Origin of the sequence: Aquitalea sp. (assembly GCF_030150775.1) — a bacterium.
Classification (GTDB): domain Bacteria; phylum Pseudomonadota; class Gammaproteobacteria; order Burkholderiales; family Chromobacteriaceae; genus Aquitalea; species Aquitalea denitrificans.
Genome location: NZ_JASLFG010000055.1, coordinates 50,992 through 66,825, shown reverse-complemented (window position 1 = coordinate 66,825; position 15,834 = coordinate 50,992). Strand labels below are relative to the sequence as shown.

18 protein-coding genes and 1 pseudogene are annotated in these 15,834 nt (G+C 60.9%); 5 read left to right on the top strand and 14 right to left on the bottom strand.

What is annotated here, in order from left to right; genetic code table 11:
* The 11 genes and pseudogenes from QVF59_RS18385 to QVF59_RS18335 form a co-directional block, all read right to left on the bottom strand.
* Nucleotides 1-125, bottom strand: a pseudogene (locus tag QVF59_RS18385) (tryptophan--tRNA ligase); the annotation flags it as partial.
* Between the two features lie 107 nt (nucleotides 126-232).
* Complete coding sequence (locus QVF59_RS18380) at nucleotides 233-874, bottom strand: site-2 protease family protein (RefSeq protein WP_159879158.1); 642 nt, start codon at nucleotides 872-874, stop codon at nucleotides 233-235.
* 72 nt (nucleotides 875-946) lie between these two features.
* Nucleotides 947-1,567, bottom strand: coding sequence for an L-threonylcarbamoyladenylate synthase (locus tag QVF59_RS18375; RefSeq protein WP_159879160.1), 621 nt, complete (start codon nucleotides 1,565-1,567; stop codon nucleotides 947-949).
* A 20-nt stretch (nucleotides 1,568-1,587) separates the two neighbouring features.
* Nucleotides 1,588-2,454 (bottom strand): 3',5'-nucleoside bisphosphate phosphatase, encoded by an 867-nt coding sequence (locus QVF59_RS18370; RefSeq protein ID WP_287881712.1) that lies wholly within the window; start codon nucleotides 2,452-2,454, stop codon nucleotides 1,588-1,590.
* 3 nt (nucleotides 2,455-2,457) lie between these two features.
* Entirely contained in the window at nucleotides 2,458-2,655 is a 198-nt protein-coding gene (locus QVF59_RS18365) for an oxidoreductase-like domain-containing protein (RefSeq protein ID WP_240902517.1), read from the bottom strand.
* A complete protein-coding gene (locus QVF59_RS18360) occupies nucleotides 2,655-2,870 on the bottom strand; it encodes an RNA-binding S4 domain-containing protein (RefSeq protein WP_159879164.1) in 216 nt (71 codons plus the stop codon). Before QVF59_RS18360 ends, QVF59_RS18365 begins: the two co-directional genes overlap by 1 nt.
* Nucleotides 2,871-3,060: 190 nt before the next feature.
* Nucleotides 3,061-3,627 carry an AAA family ATPase gene (locus QVF59_RS18355; RefSeq protein ID WP_287881699.1) on the bottom strand — a complete coding sequence of 189 codons (567 nt, stop codon included), beginning with the start codon at nucleotides 3,625-3,627 and terminating at the stop codon, nucleotides 3,061-3,063.
* An 888-nt stretch (nucleotides 3,628-4,515) separates the two neighbouring features.
* Nucleotides 4,516-5,508, bottom strand: coding sequence for an asparaginase (locus tag QVF59_RS18350; RefSeq protein ID WP_287881697.1), 993 nt, complete (start codon nucleotides 5,506-5,508; stop codon nucleotides 4,516-4,518).
* Between the two features lie 135 nt (nucleotides 5,509-5,643).
* A complete protein-coding gene (locus QVF59_RS18345) occupies nucleotides 5,644-6,186 on the bottom strand; it encodes a hypothetical protein (protein ID WP_287881696.1) in 543 nt (180 codons plus the stop codon).
* 59 nt (nucleotides 6,187-6,245) lie between these two features.
* Nucleotides 6,246-6,761: a hypothetical protein gene (locus QVF59_RS18340; protein ID WP_159879172.1), complete on the bottom strand. Its 516-nt coding sequence runs from the start codon at nucleotides 6,759-6,761 to the stop codon at nucleotides 6,246-6,248.
* A 150-nt stretch (nucleotides 6,762-6,911) separates the two neighbouring features.
* Nucleotides 6,912-7,676, bottom strand: a complete 765-nt coding sequence (locus tag QVF59_RS18335) for a UTRA domain-containing protein (RefSeq protein ID WP_287881693.1) — start codon at nucleotides 7,674-7,676, stop codon at nucleotides 6,912-6,914.
* A gap of 213 nt (nucleotides 7,677-7,889) precedes the next feature.
* Here QVF59_RS18335 and QVF59_RS18330 point away from each other — a divergent pair, with 213 nt between their 5' ends.
* From QVF59_RS18330 to QVF59_RS18310, 5 genes are read left to right on the top strand one after another with little or no spacing between them, the layout of a single operon-like run.
* Nucleotides 7,890-8,987, top strand: coding sequence for an ABC transporter substrate-binding protein (locus QVF59_RS18330; RefSeq protein WP_159879176.1), 1,098 nt, complete (start codon nucleotides 7,890-7,892; stop codon nucleotides 8,985-8,987).
* Nucleotides 8,988-9,015: 28 nt separating this feature from the next.
* A complete protein-coding gene (locus QVF59_RS18325) occupies nucleotides 9,016-10,074 on the top strand; it encodes an ABC transporter permease (protein WP_287881690.1) in 1,059 nt (352 codons plus the stop codon).
* On the top strand, nucleotides 10,071-10,862 hold the full coding sequence (locus tag QVF59_RS18320) for an ABC transporter permease (protein ID WP_159879178.1): 792 nt from the start codon (nucleotides 10,071-10,073) through the stop codon (nucleotides 10,860-10,862). The genes QVF59_RS18325 and QVF59_RS18320 overlap by 4 nt, the downstream gene beginning before the upstream one ends.
* A 27-nt stretch (nucleotides 10,863-10,889) precedes the next feature.
* Entirely contained in the window at nucleotides 10,890-11,894 is a 1,005-nt protein-coding gene (locus QVF59_RS18315; protein ID WP_287881688.1) for an ABC transporter ATP-binding protein, read from the top strand.
* On the top strand, nucleotides 11,894-12,538 hold the full coding sequence (locus tag QVF59_RS18310) for an HAD family hydrolase (protein WP_287881687.1): 645 nt from the start codon (nucleotides 11,894-11,896) through the stop codon (nucleotides 12,536-12,538). The genes QVF59_RS18315 and QVF59_RS18310 overlap by 1 nt, the downstream gene beginning before the upstream one ends.
* A 5-nt stretch (nucleotides 12,539-12,543) precedes the next feature.
* Here the strand turns inward: QVF59_RS18310 and QVF59_RS18305 are convergent, their stop codons facing one another.
* The 3 genes from QVF59_RS18305 to QVF59_RS18295 form a co-directional block, all read right to left on the bottom strand.
* A complete protein-coding gene (locus QVF59_RS18305) occupies nucleotides 12,544-13,272 on the bottom strand; it encodes a substrate-binding periplasmic protein (RefSeq protein ID WP_159879182.1) in 729 nt (242 codons plus the stop codon).
* Between the two features lie 58 nt (nucleotides 13,273-13,330).
* Complete coding sequence (locus tag QVF59_RS18300) at nucleotides 13,331-14,590, bottom strand: DUF1615 family protein (RefSeq protein WP_287881684.1); 1,260 nt, start codon at nucleotides 14,588-14,590, stop codon at nucleotides 13,331-13,333.
* Nucleotides 14,591-14,671: 81 nt separating this feature from the next.
* Nucleotides 14,672-15,814 (bottom strand): YjbE family putative metal transport protein, encoded by a 1,143-nt coding sequence (locus tag QVF59_RS18295; protein WP_287881682.1) that lies wholly within the window; start codon nucleotides 15,812-15,814, stop codon nucleotides 14,672-14,674.
* Nucleotides 15,815-15,834 lie beyond the last annotated feature (20 nt).

Sequence of the window (15,834 nt, the reverse complement as noted above, 5' to 3'; positions counted from 1 at the left end):
GCCACCATGAAATAGCAGTCGTGGCTGGATTGCAGCTCCACCCAGTTCTTGATGACGCCGTGGTAATGGCCCAGGTGCAGGCTGCCCGTGGGGCGCATGCCGGAAAGGATGCGGTTGGCAAACATGGTGTGATTTCCAGATGGTCCGGGAATGACAAAGCCTGCTCCGGATTGCGCATGCTGCGCACGCCGTACAGGCTTTGACGGCCACCCGGCAGGTGGCCTCCCGCAAGTTATAGAAACAGACTGAGCAGATGATACACCAGCTGGCGCAGCGGATTGAGCAAGGGCATCAGTACGCCGGTAAAGATCAGCGCAATGAGGATCCACATGCCATAGGGCTCTAGCCGGGAATACTTGTAAGCCATGCCCGGTGGCAGCAGGCTTTCCACGATGCGGCCGCCATCCAGCGGCAGTAGCGGCAGCAGGTTGAGCACCATCAGCATCACGTTGATGTTGATACCGGCCTTGCTCATCAGCGCCAGCGGCTCGGAATAGCTGTTGTTCATCACGATAGCCAGCTTGAACAGCAACACCCACCCCACCGCCATGATGAAATTGGCCAGCGGACCAGCCGCAGCCACCCAGCGCATACCCACCCGCGGGTTGCGCAAGGCACCAAAGTTGACCGGTACCGGTTTGGCCCAGCCAAACAGCACGCCGCCCATGATCAGGGAAATCAGCGGCAGTAACACCGTACCTACCGGGTCGATATGCTTGAGGGGGTTCAGCGTCATGCGCCCCAGCATGTAGGCGGTGGAATCGCCAAAGCGTTTGGCCGCATAGGCGTGCGCTGCTTCGTGCAGGGTAATGGCCAGCAGGACTGGCAAGGCATAGATGCTGATCTGCTGGATCAGTTGAGAAGTATCGCCCATGGCTTCTTTTTCAAATGGAAAACGTTGACCCCCACTAGATGGGGGCAGGCTCGGATGGTTCCAGTAGCGGGCTTACAGACCGAACAGAGCCGGGTCGCCCTTGCCACGACGCAGCAGTTCCACCCCCTCGGTCATGTCGATCACCGTGGTGGGTTCGGTACCGCACCAACCGCCATCAATCACCGCATCCACCGTGTGTTCCAGCCGCTCGCGGATTTCATACGGGTCGGTCAGCGCGTCCTCGTCACCCGGCAATAGCAGGGTACAGGACAGGATGGGTTCACCCAGCTCTTCCAGCAGCGCCAGTGCCACTTTGTGATCCGGCACGCGCAGGCCGATGGTGGCGCGCTTGGGATGCAGGGTGCGGCGCGGCACTTCCTTGGTGGCTTGCAGGATGAAGGTGTAGCTGCCGGGCGTGGCGGCCTTGAGCTGGCGGAACTGGCTGTTGTCGACGCGGGCGTAGTTGGCCAGCTCGGACAAGTTGTGACATACCAGCGTCAGGTGGTGTTTGAGCTCGATCTGGCGGATGGCCAGAATGCGCTCCATCGCCTTCTTGTCGCCCAGCATGCAGCCCAGCGCGTAACAGGAGTCGGTGGGATACACCACCACCCCGCCATTACGCAGGATGTTGGCTGCTTCCCGGATCAGCCGCGCCTGCGGATTGTCCGGGTGAATCATGAAAAACTGTGCCATGTGTGTGCTTTAGTGTTGGTTTATGCCGCACGCGGAGCGCGGATAATGCGCTCCTGCAATGCCAGCCATACCGGCTGGCAGATGGGCGGCAGGTCATCGGTACGGCCCACGTCGCGGCCACCTTCGCCGGGCGCATGAAAATCGCTGCCGGCACTGGACAGCAGGCCGTAGCGCTGGGCGATCAACGCATATTTGTGCATGTCGTCCAGGCTGTGGCTGCCGCTGGCCACCTCGATACCCTGGCCGCCAGCGTCCTTGAAGTCCAGAATCAGCCGCTCGATCAGGGTGCGTCCCATATCGTAGCGACCGGGATGGGCAATCACCGCCATGCCGCCAGAAGCAACAATCCAGCCGACAGCATCGGCCAGTCGCGCCCATTCATGCGGCACATAGCCAGGCTTGCCCGGTGTCAGGTATTTGCGGAACACCGTGCGCACGTCCTTGACCTCGCCGCTGTTCACCAGAAAACGGGCAAAGTGGGTGCGGCCTATCATTTCCGGGTTTTTGCAGACGGCCATGGCACCATCGAAAGCGCCATGAATACCGATGCGGGCTAGCGAGTCGGACATCTCTTGCGCCCGCTGCACCCGGCCATCGCGAATGGACTGCAGGCCCGCCTTGAGTGCCGGATGTTCCGGGTCTATTCCCAGCCCGACAATATGCACGGTGTGCTTGCCATTCCAGGTGACCGAGACTTCCACGCCATTGAGAAAATCCACGCCGTGGGCCGCAGCTGTGGCACGGGCATCAGCCAGGCCGTGGGTACAGTCGTGGTCGGTCAGCGCCACCAGCGTGGCTTCACGTTCGGCGGCACGGGCGATCACCTCGGCTGGCGGCAGCGCACCGTCGGAGGCATGGGAATGAAAATGCAGGTCAATGCTGGCCATCTATCAGTTTCCGTCCTTGCTCTGCCGGGCCTGCTGGCGCGCCTGCCAGGCAGCAAGCCGGCTGCGGTAATCGCGCAGCTCGGCGTAATAGGTGTCGAGAATGCAGGGGTCGCAACCACTGCCGCAGCACATGTCGTCGGTGACTTCAAACGGCGGCTGCGGCATCGGGTCGTCATCCGGCGGCAAGACAGCCTCGGACATCAGGCCGCCACCACCGTGATGGTAAAGCCCTCACCGCTGACAACCTGACCGGGGCGGATCTTGCAGGTTTTGCGCAGCTCCTGTGCACCGTCCACCGCAACATTGCCCTCGGCAATGAAATGTTTGGCTTCACCGCCGGATGAACACACGCTGCAGGTTTTCAACAGATCACACAGGGCGATGTATTCATTACGCAATTGAAAGGTTTCATTCATTTTTACACATCCATTCTGGACAGGCTTGTGCACCGCTTGTGGACAAGACCTGCAACTATTTGAGCAAAAAGCATAAATTGGCACTGCCTGTTTTTTAGGCAGAGGCTTCAGGTTTTCCACCCACTGACGGGACAGAGCTGTGAGCGGCCTGTGGAAAAGAAGAACAAGACCCTGAAAATTAAAGACTTTGTCAGAGCTGATTATTTTTTAAGCTATTTCCACCCCATTCCGGCAGCTGCCGCAAGGCATGCCAAGCTTGCTGCAGGCGCTGTGCTTCGCTGCCTTGCAGCAATACCGGAACAATGCCCACCGCCGCCAGCTCGGCCTGATACAGACTCAGCAGCCAGTCGCGTTCGGCGGGATGGCTGCGCAGCGGGTCTGGCTGCCAGGGGATGTCTGTTGCCGTCAACAGGGTCAGCACATAGTCCTGCGGGCGGTAATGCTGCAGTAAGGCGGGCGATGCCTGCCCGAATGCCACTTCCGCCCATATCTTGCAAATGAGCACCGTGGTATCGCATACCAGCCAGTCGTGCTGCCGTGCCGCCGCCTGTTCGGCCTGCAACTGCCCGCAGGCAATGGCCTCGATGTCGGGCATCGCCACCTGGTAGGGGCGGTTGGCGTAGTAGTCACGCGCATATTCCGTCACATGGCTGGCACGCACGCCTTGCGCCTGCATGCTGGCGGCCAGTTGGGCCGACAAGGTGCTCTTGCCACAGGACTCCGGCCCGACCACGGCAATTCGGTGAATGATGCTCACGGCAAACCTGCTGCCAAAGAGTGTAATTATACGTCGGCTTGCCTGTGCATCAGTAGTCTTGCCTGTGTTTTATGTTGCTCAGGCTGCTTTTCTCACCGCAAGCGGGGACAGCCCTGTGCGTGAGCTGTGGACAAGACAGACAAGTTGCTGAATGGCAAAGCACTTTGCTGAACCGCCTGTTTTTTAGGCAGCCAAGTCGCCATTTCCCGCGGCGGTCTGTTACGAACAGCAATACCACCCGGCTGACGCTTTTGCACATCGGCCGGGGAAAGGCTTGTGCACGGCCTGTGGGCAAATGCACTAAGTCACTGATCTGGTAGATTCTTTCAGCGCCGCCTGTTTTTTAGGCAATTACTGTTTGGCACGGAAAATACCCGCTTTTTGCTTGCTCTAGCGTGCACAAATCAGCGACGAGGCCGCTAAACAGCGGGTCAGTCCGAGTTTTACACACCCTGCGGGGACAGGCTTGTGCACCGCCTGTGGGCAAGTCCGCCAAATACATGAATCAGCATGTATTTTTTTGCAGTGCCTATTTTTTAGTCAACGGATGACACTGCGGCTTATTCTGCCCAGCGCCATGGCGGTGGGTCACCAGACTGTGTTTTTGCACACACAGCGGGGACAGGCTTGTGTGTGGTCTGTGGACAAACAGCTTAAGTCACTGAGACTAAACGGTCTTTGTACCACTGCCTGTTTTTTGTGCAAAAAATGATTTTTTCCACGCCTGCCGTGTACCGATATGTGGAGGGGGTGTGGATAAACGTGGCAAGTAACTGATGCTACAGCACAAATCTGGACTGCTCATTTTTTGGGCAGCCACCACCATGGTTACGGCAAGAAAAAAGGCGTGCCACGGGCACGCCTTGCATTGCTGAATTACACCCGATGCTAGCTGCTCTCGCCCACCAGCACGCTGGCCAATTGCTGACGCAGTGCCTGACCGCGCAGCCCTTGCGACAACAACACCAGCAGCTTGGCGGTGGCCGCCTCCGGCGTGAGGTCGGCCCCGGCAATGGCACCGGCACGGGCCAGCGGCTGGCTGGCGGCATAGGCACCCACTTCCACTGCGCCATGCACCACCTGGCTGATATTCAATACTGCGCCACCACGGGCGCTCAGCGCCGCCACACCATCCAGCAATACCGGGTCTGCCGGGGTGTTGCCATTGCCATAGCTCATCAGTACCGCAGCATCCAGTTTGCTGTCCTGCATGGCCTGACCGGCCAGTGCGCTGGCATAGCCCGGAGTCAGGAAGAAGCTGGCCAGCTTGAGCGAAATATCCAGCGTCACTGGCTGGAAGGGCTGGCTGGCACGCAGCCAGTGCTGGCGCTGCCAATCGGCCTGAATGCCAAAGCGGGCCAGCGCCGGGGCGTTCGGGCTGTCAAAACCGGCAAAGCTGGCGGCATCCAGCTTGCGGGCACGGCAGCCACGCAGCAGCAGGCGGTTGAAGGCAATACACACTTCGTGCAGGTCCGGCTGGCAGGCCGCTTCCAGCGCATCGGCCAGATTGCTCCAGCCATCCGAGCGCGGATGGACCAGCGGCAGTTGCGCACCGGTGATAATCACCGGTTTGGCCAGACCTTGCAGGGCAAAGGCCAGCACGCTGGCGGTGTAGGCCATGGTGTCGGTGCCATGAATCACCACAAAGCCGTCATACGCGGCATAGCGCGAGGCCAGATCGTCAATCAGCTGCTGCCACTGGGCCGGGACAATGGCGGAGGAGTCAATCAGCTGCGGGTATTCCACCACGTCAAAGTCCAGCACCGGGGTACGGAAGCGTTCCAGCAGGCGCGGCAGCAGGCCGGGAACGGGGGCCAGGCCTTCCGGGGTGTGGTCCATGCCGATGGTGCCTCCGCTGTAGAGGACGAGCAGGCGGGTCATGTGTACTTCCTTGGTCAACATCAAACAGCGGGCATGGTAGCGCAAAACCTGTCAGCTTGCGGCTTGCCGCACGACAGACAGCAAAACCCCCGCGACAGACGGGCTGCCGCGGGGGCCTTGATCACTCTGAAAACCTCAGCGCAGTGCTTCGCGGATGGCATCGTCCACTGCATGCTGCGCCATGCCGATCTGACCAACGATGTAACGCTGCAAGCCGCGCAGATAGGGGTCGTCCTCTTCATGGCTGGCATCCTGCCGCGCCTTGTCCAGCAGGCGCAGTGCCTGGTGGAAGCGGTCGTCCGGGCGATACTGGGCATCCGGCGGCAGCCGCTGGAAGGGGTCTTTGCCATCGTCAATGGCGGCATCATGCATGGCATGCAGCGCTTGGTTGATGGCCTCTACCGCGCGGCGCTCGCCCTGTTCAACCCGCGGCTGGTCTGGATGGGCCAGCAGGTCGCGCGCCAGACGCAGGTCGGTCATGGCATGCATGTAATAGGGGTGCTCGTCCGGATGCCAGTGATGCTGCTCGAAGCGCCAGGGCATGCCTTCATGCCACTCGCGCTGCATGTCCGGGTGCCAGTCATTGCCATGCCAGTCGTCGGCTTGCGCCACGCCGGCGGCCAGCAGTGCCGAAGCAGCCAGCAACAGGCCGGCCAGGGATTGTTTCAGGGTAGACATGGTGAATCTCCTTGGATTGCAAGCGGTGTTATTGTTGTTGCGGTAAATCCTGGCCAGCCTTAGCGCAGGGCGTCGGCAATGGCCTGCTGCGTAGCGCGGTGGGCGTCATCGATATGGCGCAGGATGCGGCCCTGCAGATCGCGCACCCAGGGGTCGTCCTCGCGGTGGCTGGCGTCACGTCTGGCCTGCTCCAGTAACTGCAGTGCCTGATGGAAGCGGTCGGTCGGGTTCAGGCGGGCATCCGGGGCGGGAATCTGCCACGGGTTCTTGCCATCCTGAATGGCAGCCTGGGTCATTTCTTTCAGTGCGGCATCAATGGCACCGACAGCCCAGCGCTCATCATCCTGCACCGGCTGTACATCCGGCCGTGCCAGCAAGGCGCGCGCCTGGCGCAGATCGCTCATGGCATGGCCATAATAGGGATGCTCGGCCGGATTCCAGTGCGGGGCAGCAGCCACCGGCACCGGCTTGTACACCACCTGGGTGCGGGTTGGCGTAACGACGCAGGCGGACAAACTGGCCGCAACCATGGCCAGCAACAGCCAGCGGCCAGGTCTGGTAATTGAAATTTTCATCAGGGTCTCTCCTCGTAATGATGCACGGTAAGAAGCATGACCCCGGCACAGCGGCGAGTCTGTTGCCCGGCTGTATCACTTGGTAAGCATTTGTAATGAAATTGTGTGCAATTGTTAATTGATGCAGCTGTTGCACGGTAACAAGGCACGTCAACCCATCGGCATGGTGGCCGCTGCCAACTCTCCGCTATCTGTCGGGACGTGGCTGTCTACCGTGACGCGGATGGCATCGTGCCGCCAATACTCGATATCACAGTCGATGATGCGCTGCTGCTGATCGTAATTGACGCGGGCAATGCGCAGGATGGGCGAACCCTCGGCCAGCATCAGTGCCTGGGCTACTTCGCCGCGCGCAGCCGTGGGGGTGATGTCAAAGCGGGAGCGGCGGTATTGCAGACCATAGCGCGTCTGGTACAGCTCGGTCAGCGACTGTGACAGATCTTCCTGCATGATGCCGGGAAAGCATTCCGGCTTCAGATAGTGTTCGACATATAACACTACCCGGCCATCCAGGCTGCGCAGGCGGCAAATCTGTAACACCCGCGCCAGCGCGGGCAATTGCAGGCGCTGGCTGATTTCCGGTGCCGCCACCATGCTGCGCGATGACAGCACGCGGGTATCCACCCGCCGTTGCTGCTGTTGCACCATCTGCTGGAAATGGCCGCGGTATTGCGGGTTGTACTCCAGCCGCGGCGGGGCCACAAACCAGCCACGGCGGTCTTCGCGATAGATGCAGCCTTCGGCCTCCAGCGCCAGCAGTGCGTCTTTCAGGGTGATGCGGGTGGTATCAAACAGCTGCGACAGGGTGCGTTCCGAGGGCAGCTTGCCGCCTGGCGGCAGCAGGCCAACGGCAATCTGTGCCAGCAAGGACTGTCGTATTTGGGCCACCTGGGTCTGATTATTTTCTGTCGCCATGATCTGGCCTAGTCCACTGAAAGTTAACGTCAGCTTAGTGTTTAGCAGACCTGCATGACAGCAGCGCGACAGTATGTCGGTTTATGACCAAAACAGGTCGATCCCAAGACTTCATGCAACTGACACGGAACTGAAACTTGCCGCACATCATCTCGTCATCTGCACTGCCTAAGATCGCCCTGCTCAATTGACCTAGTCCAAAGGATGGAAGCAATGAACAAGAAGCTGATGGCCGCAGTTGTATTGTCCGCACTGAGTATTGGTGCTTCCGCTGTGCACGCACAGGATCTCAACAGCCTGATCAAGGCTGCCAAGCAGGAAGGTGAACTCACCACCATCGCCCTGCCGCATGACTGGTGTGGTTATGGTGACCTGCTGGCTGGCTTCAAGGCCAAGTACGGCATCAAGGTAAACGAACTGAACCCGGATGCCGGTTCCGGCGACGAAGTCGAGGCCATCAAGGCCAACAAGGGCAACAAGGGTCCGCAGGCACCGGACGTGATCGATGTTGGTCTGTCCTTTGGCCCGCAAGCCAAGGAAGCCGGCCTGATCCAGCCGTACAAGGTATCCACCTGGAACAGCATCCCGGCCGAAGTGAAGGACAAGGATGGTTACTGGTACGGCGACTACTACGGCGTACTGGCTTTCGAAGTGAACACCGACATCATCAAGAAGGTACCGGCTGACTGGTCCGACCTGTTGAAGCCGGAATACAAGAACGCCGTGGCACTGGCCGGTGACCCGCGCACCGCCAACCAAGCCATCATGGGCGTATACGCCGCCGGCCTGTCGCAAGCAGGCGGCAACCCGGCCAAGGCAGCCGATGCCGGCCTGAAGTTCTTCTCTCAGTTGAACAAGAACGGCAACTTCGTACCGGTAATCGGCAAGGCTGCCTCGCTGGCCCAGGGCACCACTCCCATCATCGTGCGCTGGGACTACAACGCCCTGGCCGACCGCGACACCCTGAAGGGCAACCCGAAAGTGGCCGTAGTGGTGCCGAAATCCGGCGTGGTGGCTGGCGTATACGTACAGGCCATCAGCGCCTACGCCCCGCACCCGAATGCCGCCAAGCTGTGGATGGAATACCTGTACTCCGACGAAGGCCAACTGGGCTGGCTGAAGGGCTACTGCCACCCCAGCCGCTTCAACGATCTGGCTGCACGCAAGAAAGTACCGGCTGAACTGCTGTCCAAACTGCCGGCTGCGGCCAACTACAAGAAAGCCGTGTTCCCCACCCTGGAACAGCAGGAAGTCTACAAGGCCACCATTACCAAGCAGTGGGACAGCGTAGTGGGCAGCAACGTCAAGTAAGCCTGCAAGGCTGATTCACCCCGCCGTCATGGCCGCTTCCACCGTGGCCATGACGGTTTTTGATTCCATCCTGTCACCGGGACAGACCCGAGCTGCCCACCAGGCAGTACAACAGCACGGCAGCACTCCTGCCCATGCCGGGCTTCCCTTTCTTTACGAGGCTGCACCACGGATGCCCACTTCACCCGATTCCGTCACCCACGGCCCGGCACCGCAGGCTGGTCATTCCCGCAAGGGGCTGACGCTGTCTGCCTTCAACTGGCTGGGCGTAATGCCGTTTTTCCTGTTTGCCCTGCTGTTTCTCATCCTGCCCACCGCCACGCTGATGATAGGTGCGTTTCAGGATGCCAACGGCCATTTCACCCTGGGCAATATCGCCAAACTGTTTGACGACAGCATTCTGTCGGCCTACTGGATCAGCTTTGAAGTCAGCGCGGCATCGGCGCTGGGCGGCAGCCTGATCGGCCTGCTGCTGGCGCTGGCGGCGATTCAGGGCGGCCTGCCCGCCTGGATTCGCCCCACGCTGATGACCTTCTCCGGCGTGGCGTCCAATTTTGCCGGCATTCCGCTGTCGTTTGCCTTTCTGTCCACCCTGGGCCGTATGGGTCTGGTGACAGTGCTGCTGCGCAACTATGCCGACTTCGACCTGTACGGCACCGGCTTTTCCATTCTCAGCTTCATCGGGCTGACACTGACCTATCTGTACTTCCAGATTCCACTGATGGTGCTGATTGTCACCCCGGCCATCGACGGCCTGCGCACTGAATGGCGCGAAGCCTGCGAAAGCCTGGGCGGCAGCAGCATCGCCTACTGGTGGCATATCGCCCTGCCCATCCTGTGGCCCAGCATTCTGGGGTCTGCCCTGCTGCTGTTTGCCAATGCCTTTGGCGCGGTAGCCACCGCCTATGCGCTGACCGGTAGCTCGCTCAATATCGTGCCCATCCTGCTGTATGCGCAGATTCGCGGCGATGTGCTGCACGACCAGAACCTGGGCTATGCGCTGGCACTGGGCATGATCGTGGTGACCGGCCTGTCCAATGCCGGCTATATCTGGCTGCGCAGCCGCGCCGAAAGGGGGCGTGAATGAAATCGACATCGCGACTGGGTGCCTGGGTGGCCATTGCCATCGGCACCATTTACTTTCTGCTACCGCTGATTGCCACTTTCGAGTTCAGCCTGAAGATGAACCGCGACGGCTACAGCTTCGAGGCCTACAAGGTGGTGCTGGCCGACCCCGGCTTTCAGGCTACTTTTGGCTATTCCACGCTGATGGCAGTGCTGACCATCATCGTCGGCATCGTGCTGGTGGTGCCCACCGCCTACTGGATTCAGCTCAAGCTGCCGCGCCTGCGCCCGCTGGTGGAATTCATCACCCTGCTGCCGCTGGTGATTCCGGCCATCGTCATCGTGTTTGGCTACCTCAAGCTGTACAACAGCAGCTCCTGGCTGCCGCTGACCGGCAATGAACGCGCCACCGATTTTCTGCTGATGTGCAGCTACGTCACGCTGGCCCTGCCCTATCTGTACCGCTCCATCGACGCCGGCCTGCGCGCCATCGATGTGCGCACCCTGACCGAAGCCGCCGAGAGCCTGGGTGCCAGCTGGCCCAGCATTCTGCTGCAGGTGATTTTCCCGAATGTGAAGTCGGCCATCCTGTCCGGTGCCTTTCTTACCTTCGCGGTAGTGATTGGCGAATTCACCATGGCCAGCCTGTTGGGCCGCCCGGCCTTTGGCCCTTACCTGCAACTGATCGGTGCCAACCGCGCTTACGAGCCCTCGGCACTGGCCATCATCGCCTTCCTGGTGACCTGGGCCGCCATGGGGCTGATCCAGGTATTCGCCCGCAATGCCCGCCCGGCCCGCAAGACGGCCTGAGCCCAGACAGAATCCAAGGAAAACCACATGGCTTACCTCACCATCAATAATCTGCACAAACGCTTTGACGACCATGTCGTGGTACACGACTTCAACATGAGCATCGAGCAGGGCGAGTTCGTTACCTTTCTGGGCCCGTCCGGCTGCGGCAAGACCACCGTGCTGCGCATGATTGCCGGTTTTGAAACCCCCACCTCCGGCCAGATCCGCGTCGGCAGCGATGAAATCACTCATCTGTCACCGCAAAAGCGCGGCATCGGCATGGTGTTTCAGAGCTACGCGCTGTTCCCGAATATGAACGTGACGCAGAACATCGGCTTCGGCCTGAAAATGCGCAAATGCGACGGCGCAGAAATTGCCCGCAAGGTGGCGGAAGTCATCAAGCTGGTGGAGCTCTCCGGCAAGGAAAACCACTACCCGCACGAATTGTCCGGCGGTCAGCGTCAGCGGGTGGCGCTGGCACGCGCACTGGTGGTGGAGCCGCGCATCCTGCTGCTGGACGAACCGCTGTCGGCACTGGACGCGCGCATCCGCAAAAACCTGCGCGAGCAGATCCGCGACATCCAGCGCCGTCTGGGCCTGACCACCATTTTCGTCACCCACGATCAGGAAGAAGCACTCACCATGTCCGACCGCATCTTCGTGATGAATCAGGGCAAGGTGGAACAGGAAGGCCGTGCCGAAATGGTATACACCCAGCCGGCCACCGAATTCGTGGCCCGTTTCATGGGCAATTACAATCTGCTGGGTGCGGCCGATACCCAGCGCCTGCTGGGGCTGGATATCCAGGGCCACATGGCTATCCGCCCGGAATCCATCCACGTGCTGGATGCCCACAGCCAGCAGGCCGACACCCTGGCCGGCACCATCCGCCAGCACCAGTTGCTGGGCAATATCATCCGTTACCAGATAGAAAGCGGCGGCATCACCCTGCTGGTAGACCGGCTGAACCGCACCGCCAGCGACCTGATGCCGGCTGGCACCGCCGTGCGCCTGCAAATCAGCCGTGACGACATGCGCGAGGTACGCTGATGCTGGCCATTTTCGATCTGGACGACACCCTCACCAATGGCGACAGCTCCAGCCTGTGGCTGCAATTCATGGTGGAGCGCGGACTGGCCGCAGCCGACATGCTGCCGCGCGAGGCCGAGCTGATGGCGGCCTACCGCCGTGGTGAGTTGCGTATGGAAGACTATATGGACTTCACCCTGCAACCAATGCAGGGGCGCAGTGTGGTGGAAATTGCCGAGTGGGTGGAAGGCTTCATTGCCGACAAGATCGCCCCCATCGTGTTTCCGCAGGCGCGTGACACGCTGGCGCGCTACAAGGCCGAGGGCCGCACCCTGCTGGTGATCTCCGCCACCGGCGAACATCTGGTGGGGCCGATCTCGCGCTTTCTGGGTGCCGACGACTTTCTGGCCATCTGCCTGGCCACCGAGGATGGCAGCTACACCGGCCACACCCACAGCGTAATGACCTATCAGCACGGTAAGGTGATCCGTCTGCAGCAATGGCTGCAACAGCATGGCGAAAACCTGGACGGTAGCCATGGCTACAGCGACTCCATCAATGATGTGCCGCTGCTGCAAGCAGTAGAGCAGGCCTACACGGTGAATGCCGACCCGAAACTGGCCGCTGTGGCGGCACAACACGGCTGGCAGCAACTGAACTGGTAAGCAGGTTAGCGGTAATGCAGCAGCATGCGTGCAAACGCGCCTTGCTGCTGCAACTGCCCCAACGCCCGGTCAAGCTCGACCAAACCGATCTGACTGCGCGCTGACAGCGCACAACGCATGCGGTAGCTGCTGATCACCAGCGGCGGCTGCATCGGTGGCAGCTTCAGGCCGTGCGCCAATTGGTAATCCAGATACAGCCGGTTGCTGACGGCATGCGGTACACGCCCGGCAGCCAGCTTGTGCAGGCTGTCATCCATACTGTGGGCGTCATCACGCACAAAGCGGCTACCCAGTTCTGCCTGCAGTTCCGGATAGGCAAAACCCAGCACCGTGCCGACAGGCTGGCCGGCCAGTGCAGACAGCTGACTGCGTGGCGGTGCCTCGCGGCTACTCAGCAGCAAATCCTGATTTTGCAAGAAGGGCTGGCTCCAGCGCAGGCTCTTGTCTGGCATCCACGCTGGTAAGGCCAGACACACCACATCGCCCTGCCCCGCTTCCAGCGCCGGAATCAAGCGCTTGCGCGGCAATACCCGGAAACGCGCCGTCCGTTGCAAGCGGGCTGCCAGCGCCAGGCCGATATCCCGATGCAGACCATCCTGTAGTGTTTCATTGACGATATTGGCCTGCGGCATCTCGGTGCTGTCATCCACCAGCACCCGCAATTCGCCGGCCATCGCCGGGCATGCCGACAGCAACAGCAACATGCCGCCCCAGCCGATTCGTGGCTTCGCCATTCTTATGCTTCCCCTGTACTTACCCGTCTGTCAGTACAGGGGAGAACCGCACTTGCTGTCAATGAAAACCGCCGCGCGCCATGCAGTTCTGGTAGCGGCCATCCACCCGCCGGGCAAACCACTCGGTGGTCAACTGGTGGGTGAACTTGGGGCTGACCAGCACAATCTGCGGAATGATCTGACGCGGAGCAGCCCGGCCGGACTGCTCGGCCAGCGTAAATACCCGCTTGTAGACTTCGGTCTGGCTGAACACCGCCAGTTTTTCCTGCCGCAGATCGCGCGCCATCTCATCCGGGCTCAGGCGCAAGCGTCCGGCCAGGCCGTTGAGGGCGCGCTGGGTGTCGCTGGTGGCACCGGACAACACGCGGTTCATCTTGTCGCTGTACAGCATGATGTCGCCGTCCAGCGCCAGCTTTTGCCCTGACAGGTGCTGCACCGCCTGCTGGAAAGCGGCGTTGCGGCTGGCATAGCGCCCGGCATTGTAGTCGGCAAAGCGGTACACCATGTCCGGATAGCTGATGGGATACTGCAGCAGGATGGCGGTGCCGAAATACACGCTGCCGCGCAGGCTGAATACTTCGTCGCGCAAGCTGGTATAGCTGTAGGGATAAGGCCAGGCACGCACCTGGGTTTCGGCAAAGGCCACACTCACCTGCATCGGCCCGCCATCGCGGATGGGGTTCTTGTGTTCGAAGATGGTCTGGCCGAACGGCAGTTCGCGGATCATGTCTTCAAACAGCGCATTCATCTGCTTCTTGGTGCGCAGGGCATTCACCCGTTCCTTGTAGGTCTGGCCATTGGGGGATTTCTTCAGCATGGCCGCATCCACCACCAGCGCGGGGATGAAATACTTCTGCCGCCGCTCTTCAATCTGCCCCCAGACAATCCTGGAAAGGTTTGGCACCACCGGATCGGGGTTGAAGCCTGACTCCTGCTCCGCCACCGCCAGCACCGCGCAGAAGTATTGCGGCGCATACGGAATCTTCAGATGGCTGAAGGCGGTCATGATGTCGCCATGCCATTCGCGCCGCGCCGGAATGCCACGCGGCAGCAGCTTGTCCAGCAAGGCGCTGCCCTCCTTCTCGTTGGCATAGGCCGGTTGCAAGGGCAAGGGCACCGGCTTGCTGACGGGGGCAACAACAACGGGGGCCGGCTGTACCGGTTTGACAACCGGTGCGGGCAACAGGCTTTGCGGGTCCGGCATCGGGGCCGGGCGCAAGACAGGAGCAGGAACGGGAACAGGCTGGGCCACCGGGGCCACCGTGGCAGCACAACCGGTCAAACCCAGTAATGCCGCCACCGACAGATAACGGTACATGCAAAAGTCCTTCAAGGACGTCCTGTCGGAATGCGGACGCCGGAATCGTGATGGTGCCATGCCGGGGCATGGCCGTGTGCATCAGTGCTTGATTTTGTGGCTGGGTGCCGGAGTGGGCAAAAAGCCCTGACTGAGCAGATGAAACAGCAGCCAGCCCAGTGCGCAGATACCCACCAGCGCAGCAAACCCCAGCAGCAGCTTCACCAACAAAGCCATGCGTGGCGAGGCAAGCAGGCCATCGCTGCGCGGTGCACCTTCCGGCTTGACCAGCGCGGAAGCAACTGGCGCGGATGGCAGCACCTCAGGAGCAGCTAACGGCAGTACAGGCGGAATCTCAATCCGGACCTCGGCCTTGTCGGCCTGGGGCTGAGCAACGATGGCAGCCACGCCCAGCGCGGGCGCATTTTGCACGGCAGGGGCGCTGTATTGCGCGACCATGCTGGCGGTTTCTCCAGTTTCTCCAGTTTCTCCAGCCTCACCAATCCTGGCCAGTCGACTGGTCAGACCATCCAGCCAGCCCAGTGGCGGCGGAGGGGTCAGTGCCGGGGCACGCTGGCGGATGATGCGGCTTTCCACCAGCACGAATATCACGCACAGCAGCGGCACCACCACTTGCAAGGCCGGGGCCTGGGTATTCACCCAGTCCAGCACCAGCGGGTCGCTCACCGCCAGCTGCCCGGCTACCCAGGCCAGCAGGCTGGCACCCAATGGCAGCAGCAGCGGGTAATCGTTCAGCAGACGGGCAATCAGCAGGCTGCCGTACATCAACAAGGGAACGCTGAACAGCAAGCCGAGGATCAGGTACAGCACACTGCCCTGCGCCGCGGCGGCCAGCGCCACCACATTGTCCAGACTGAGTACCAGATCGGCCATCACCACCACCGACACCGCCGACCACAGCTGGCGGCTGTCCGCAGTTGCACCGGGTTGGCCGTCGGCGTCGTCATCGCCCAGCAACAGCTTGATGGCAATGCTGATCAGCAACGCTGCACCCAGCAGCTTGAGCAGCGGCACCTGCAGCAGAAAACCCACCACGGTGGTAAGCAGTACGCGCAGCAATATGGCGAAGCCCGTACCCAGCATCACCGCCTTGCGCATCAGCTGTGGCGGCAGCGAACGGCAGGCCACGGCAATCACCAGCGCATTGTCACCACTGAGAATCAGGTCCAGGAAAAACACTTGCAGCGTCATGCCCAGTGCCTGCATCAAACCATCCAGCTCCATTACAACCTTTCCATTGCAAT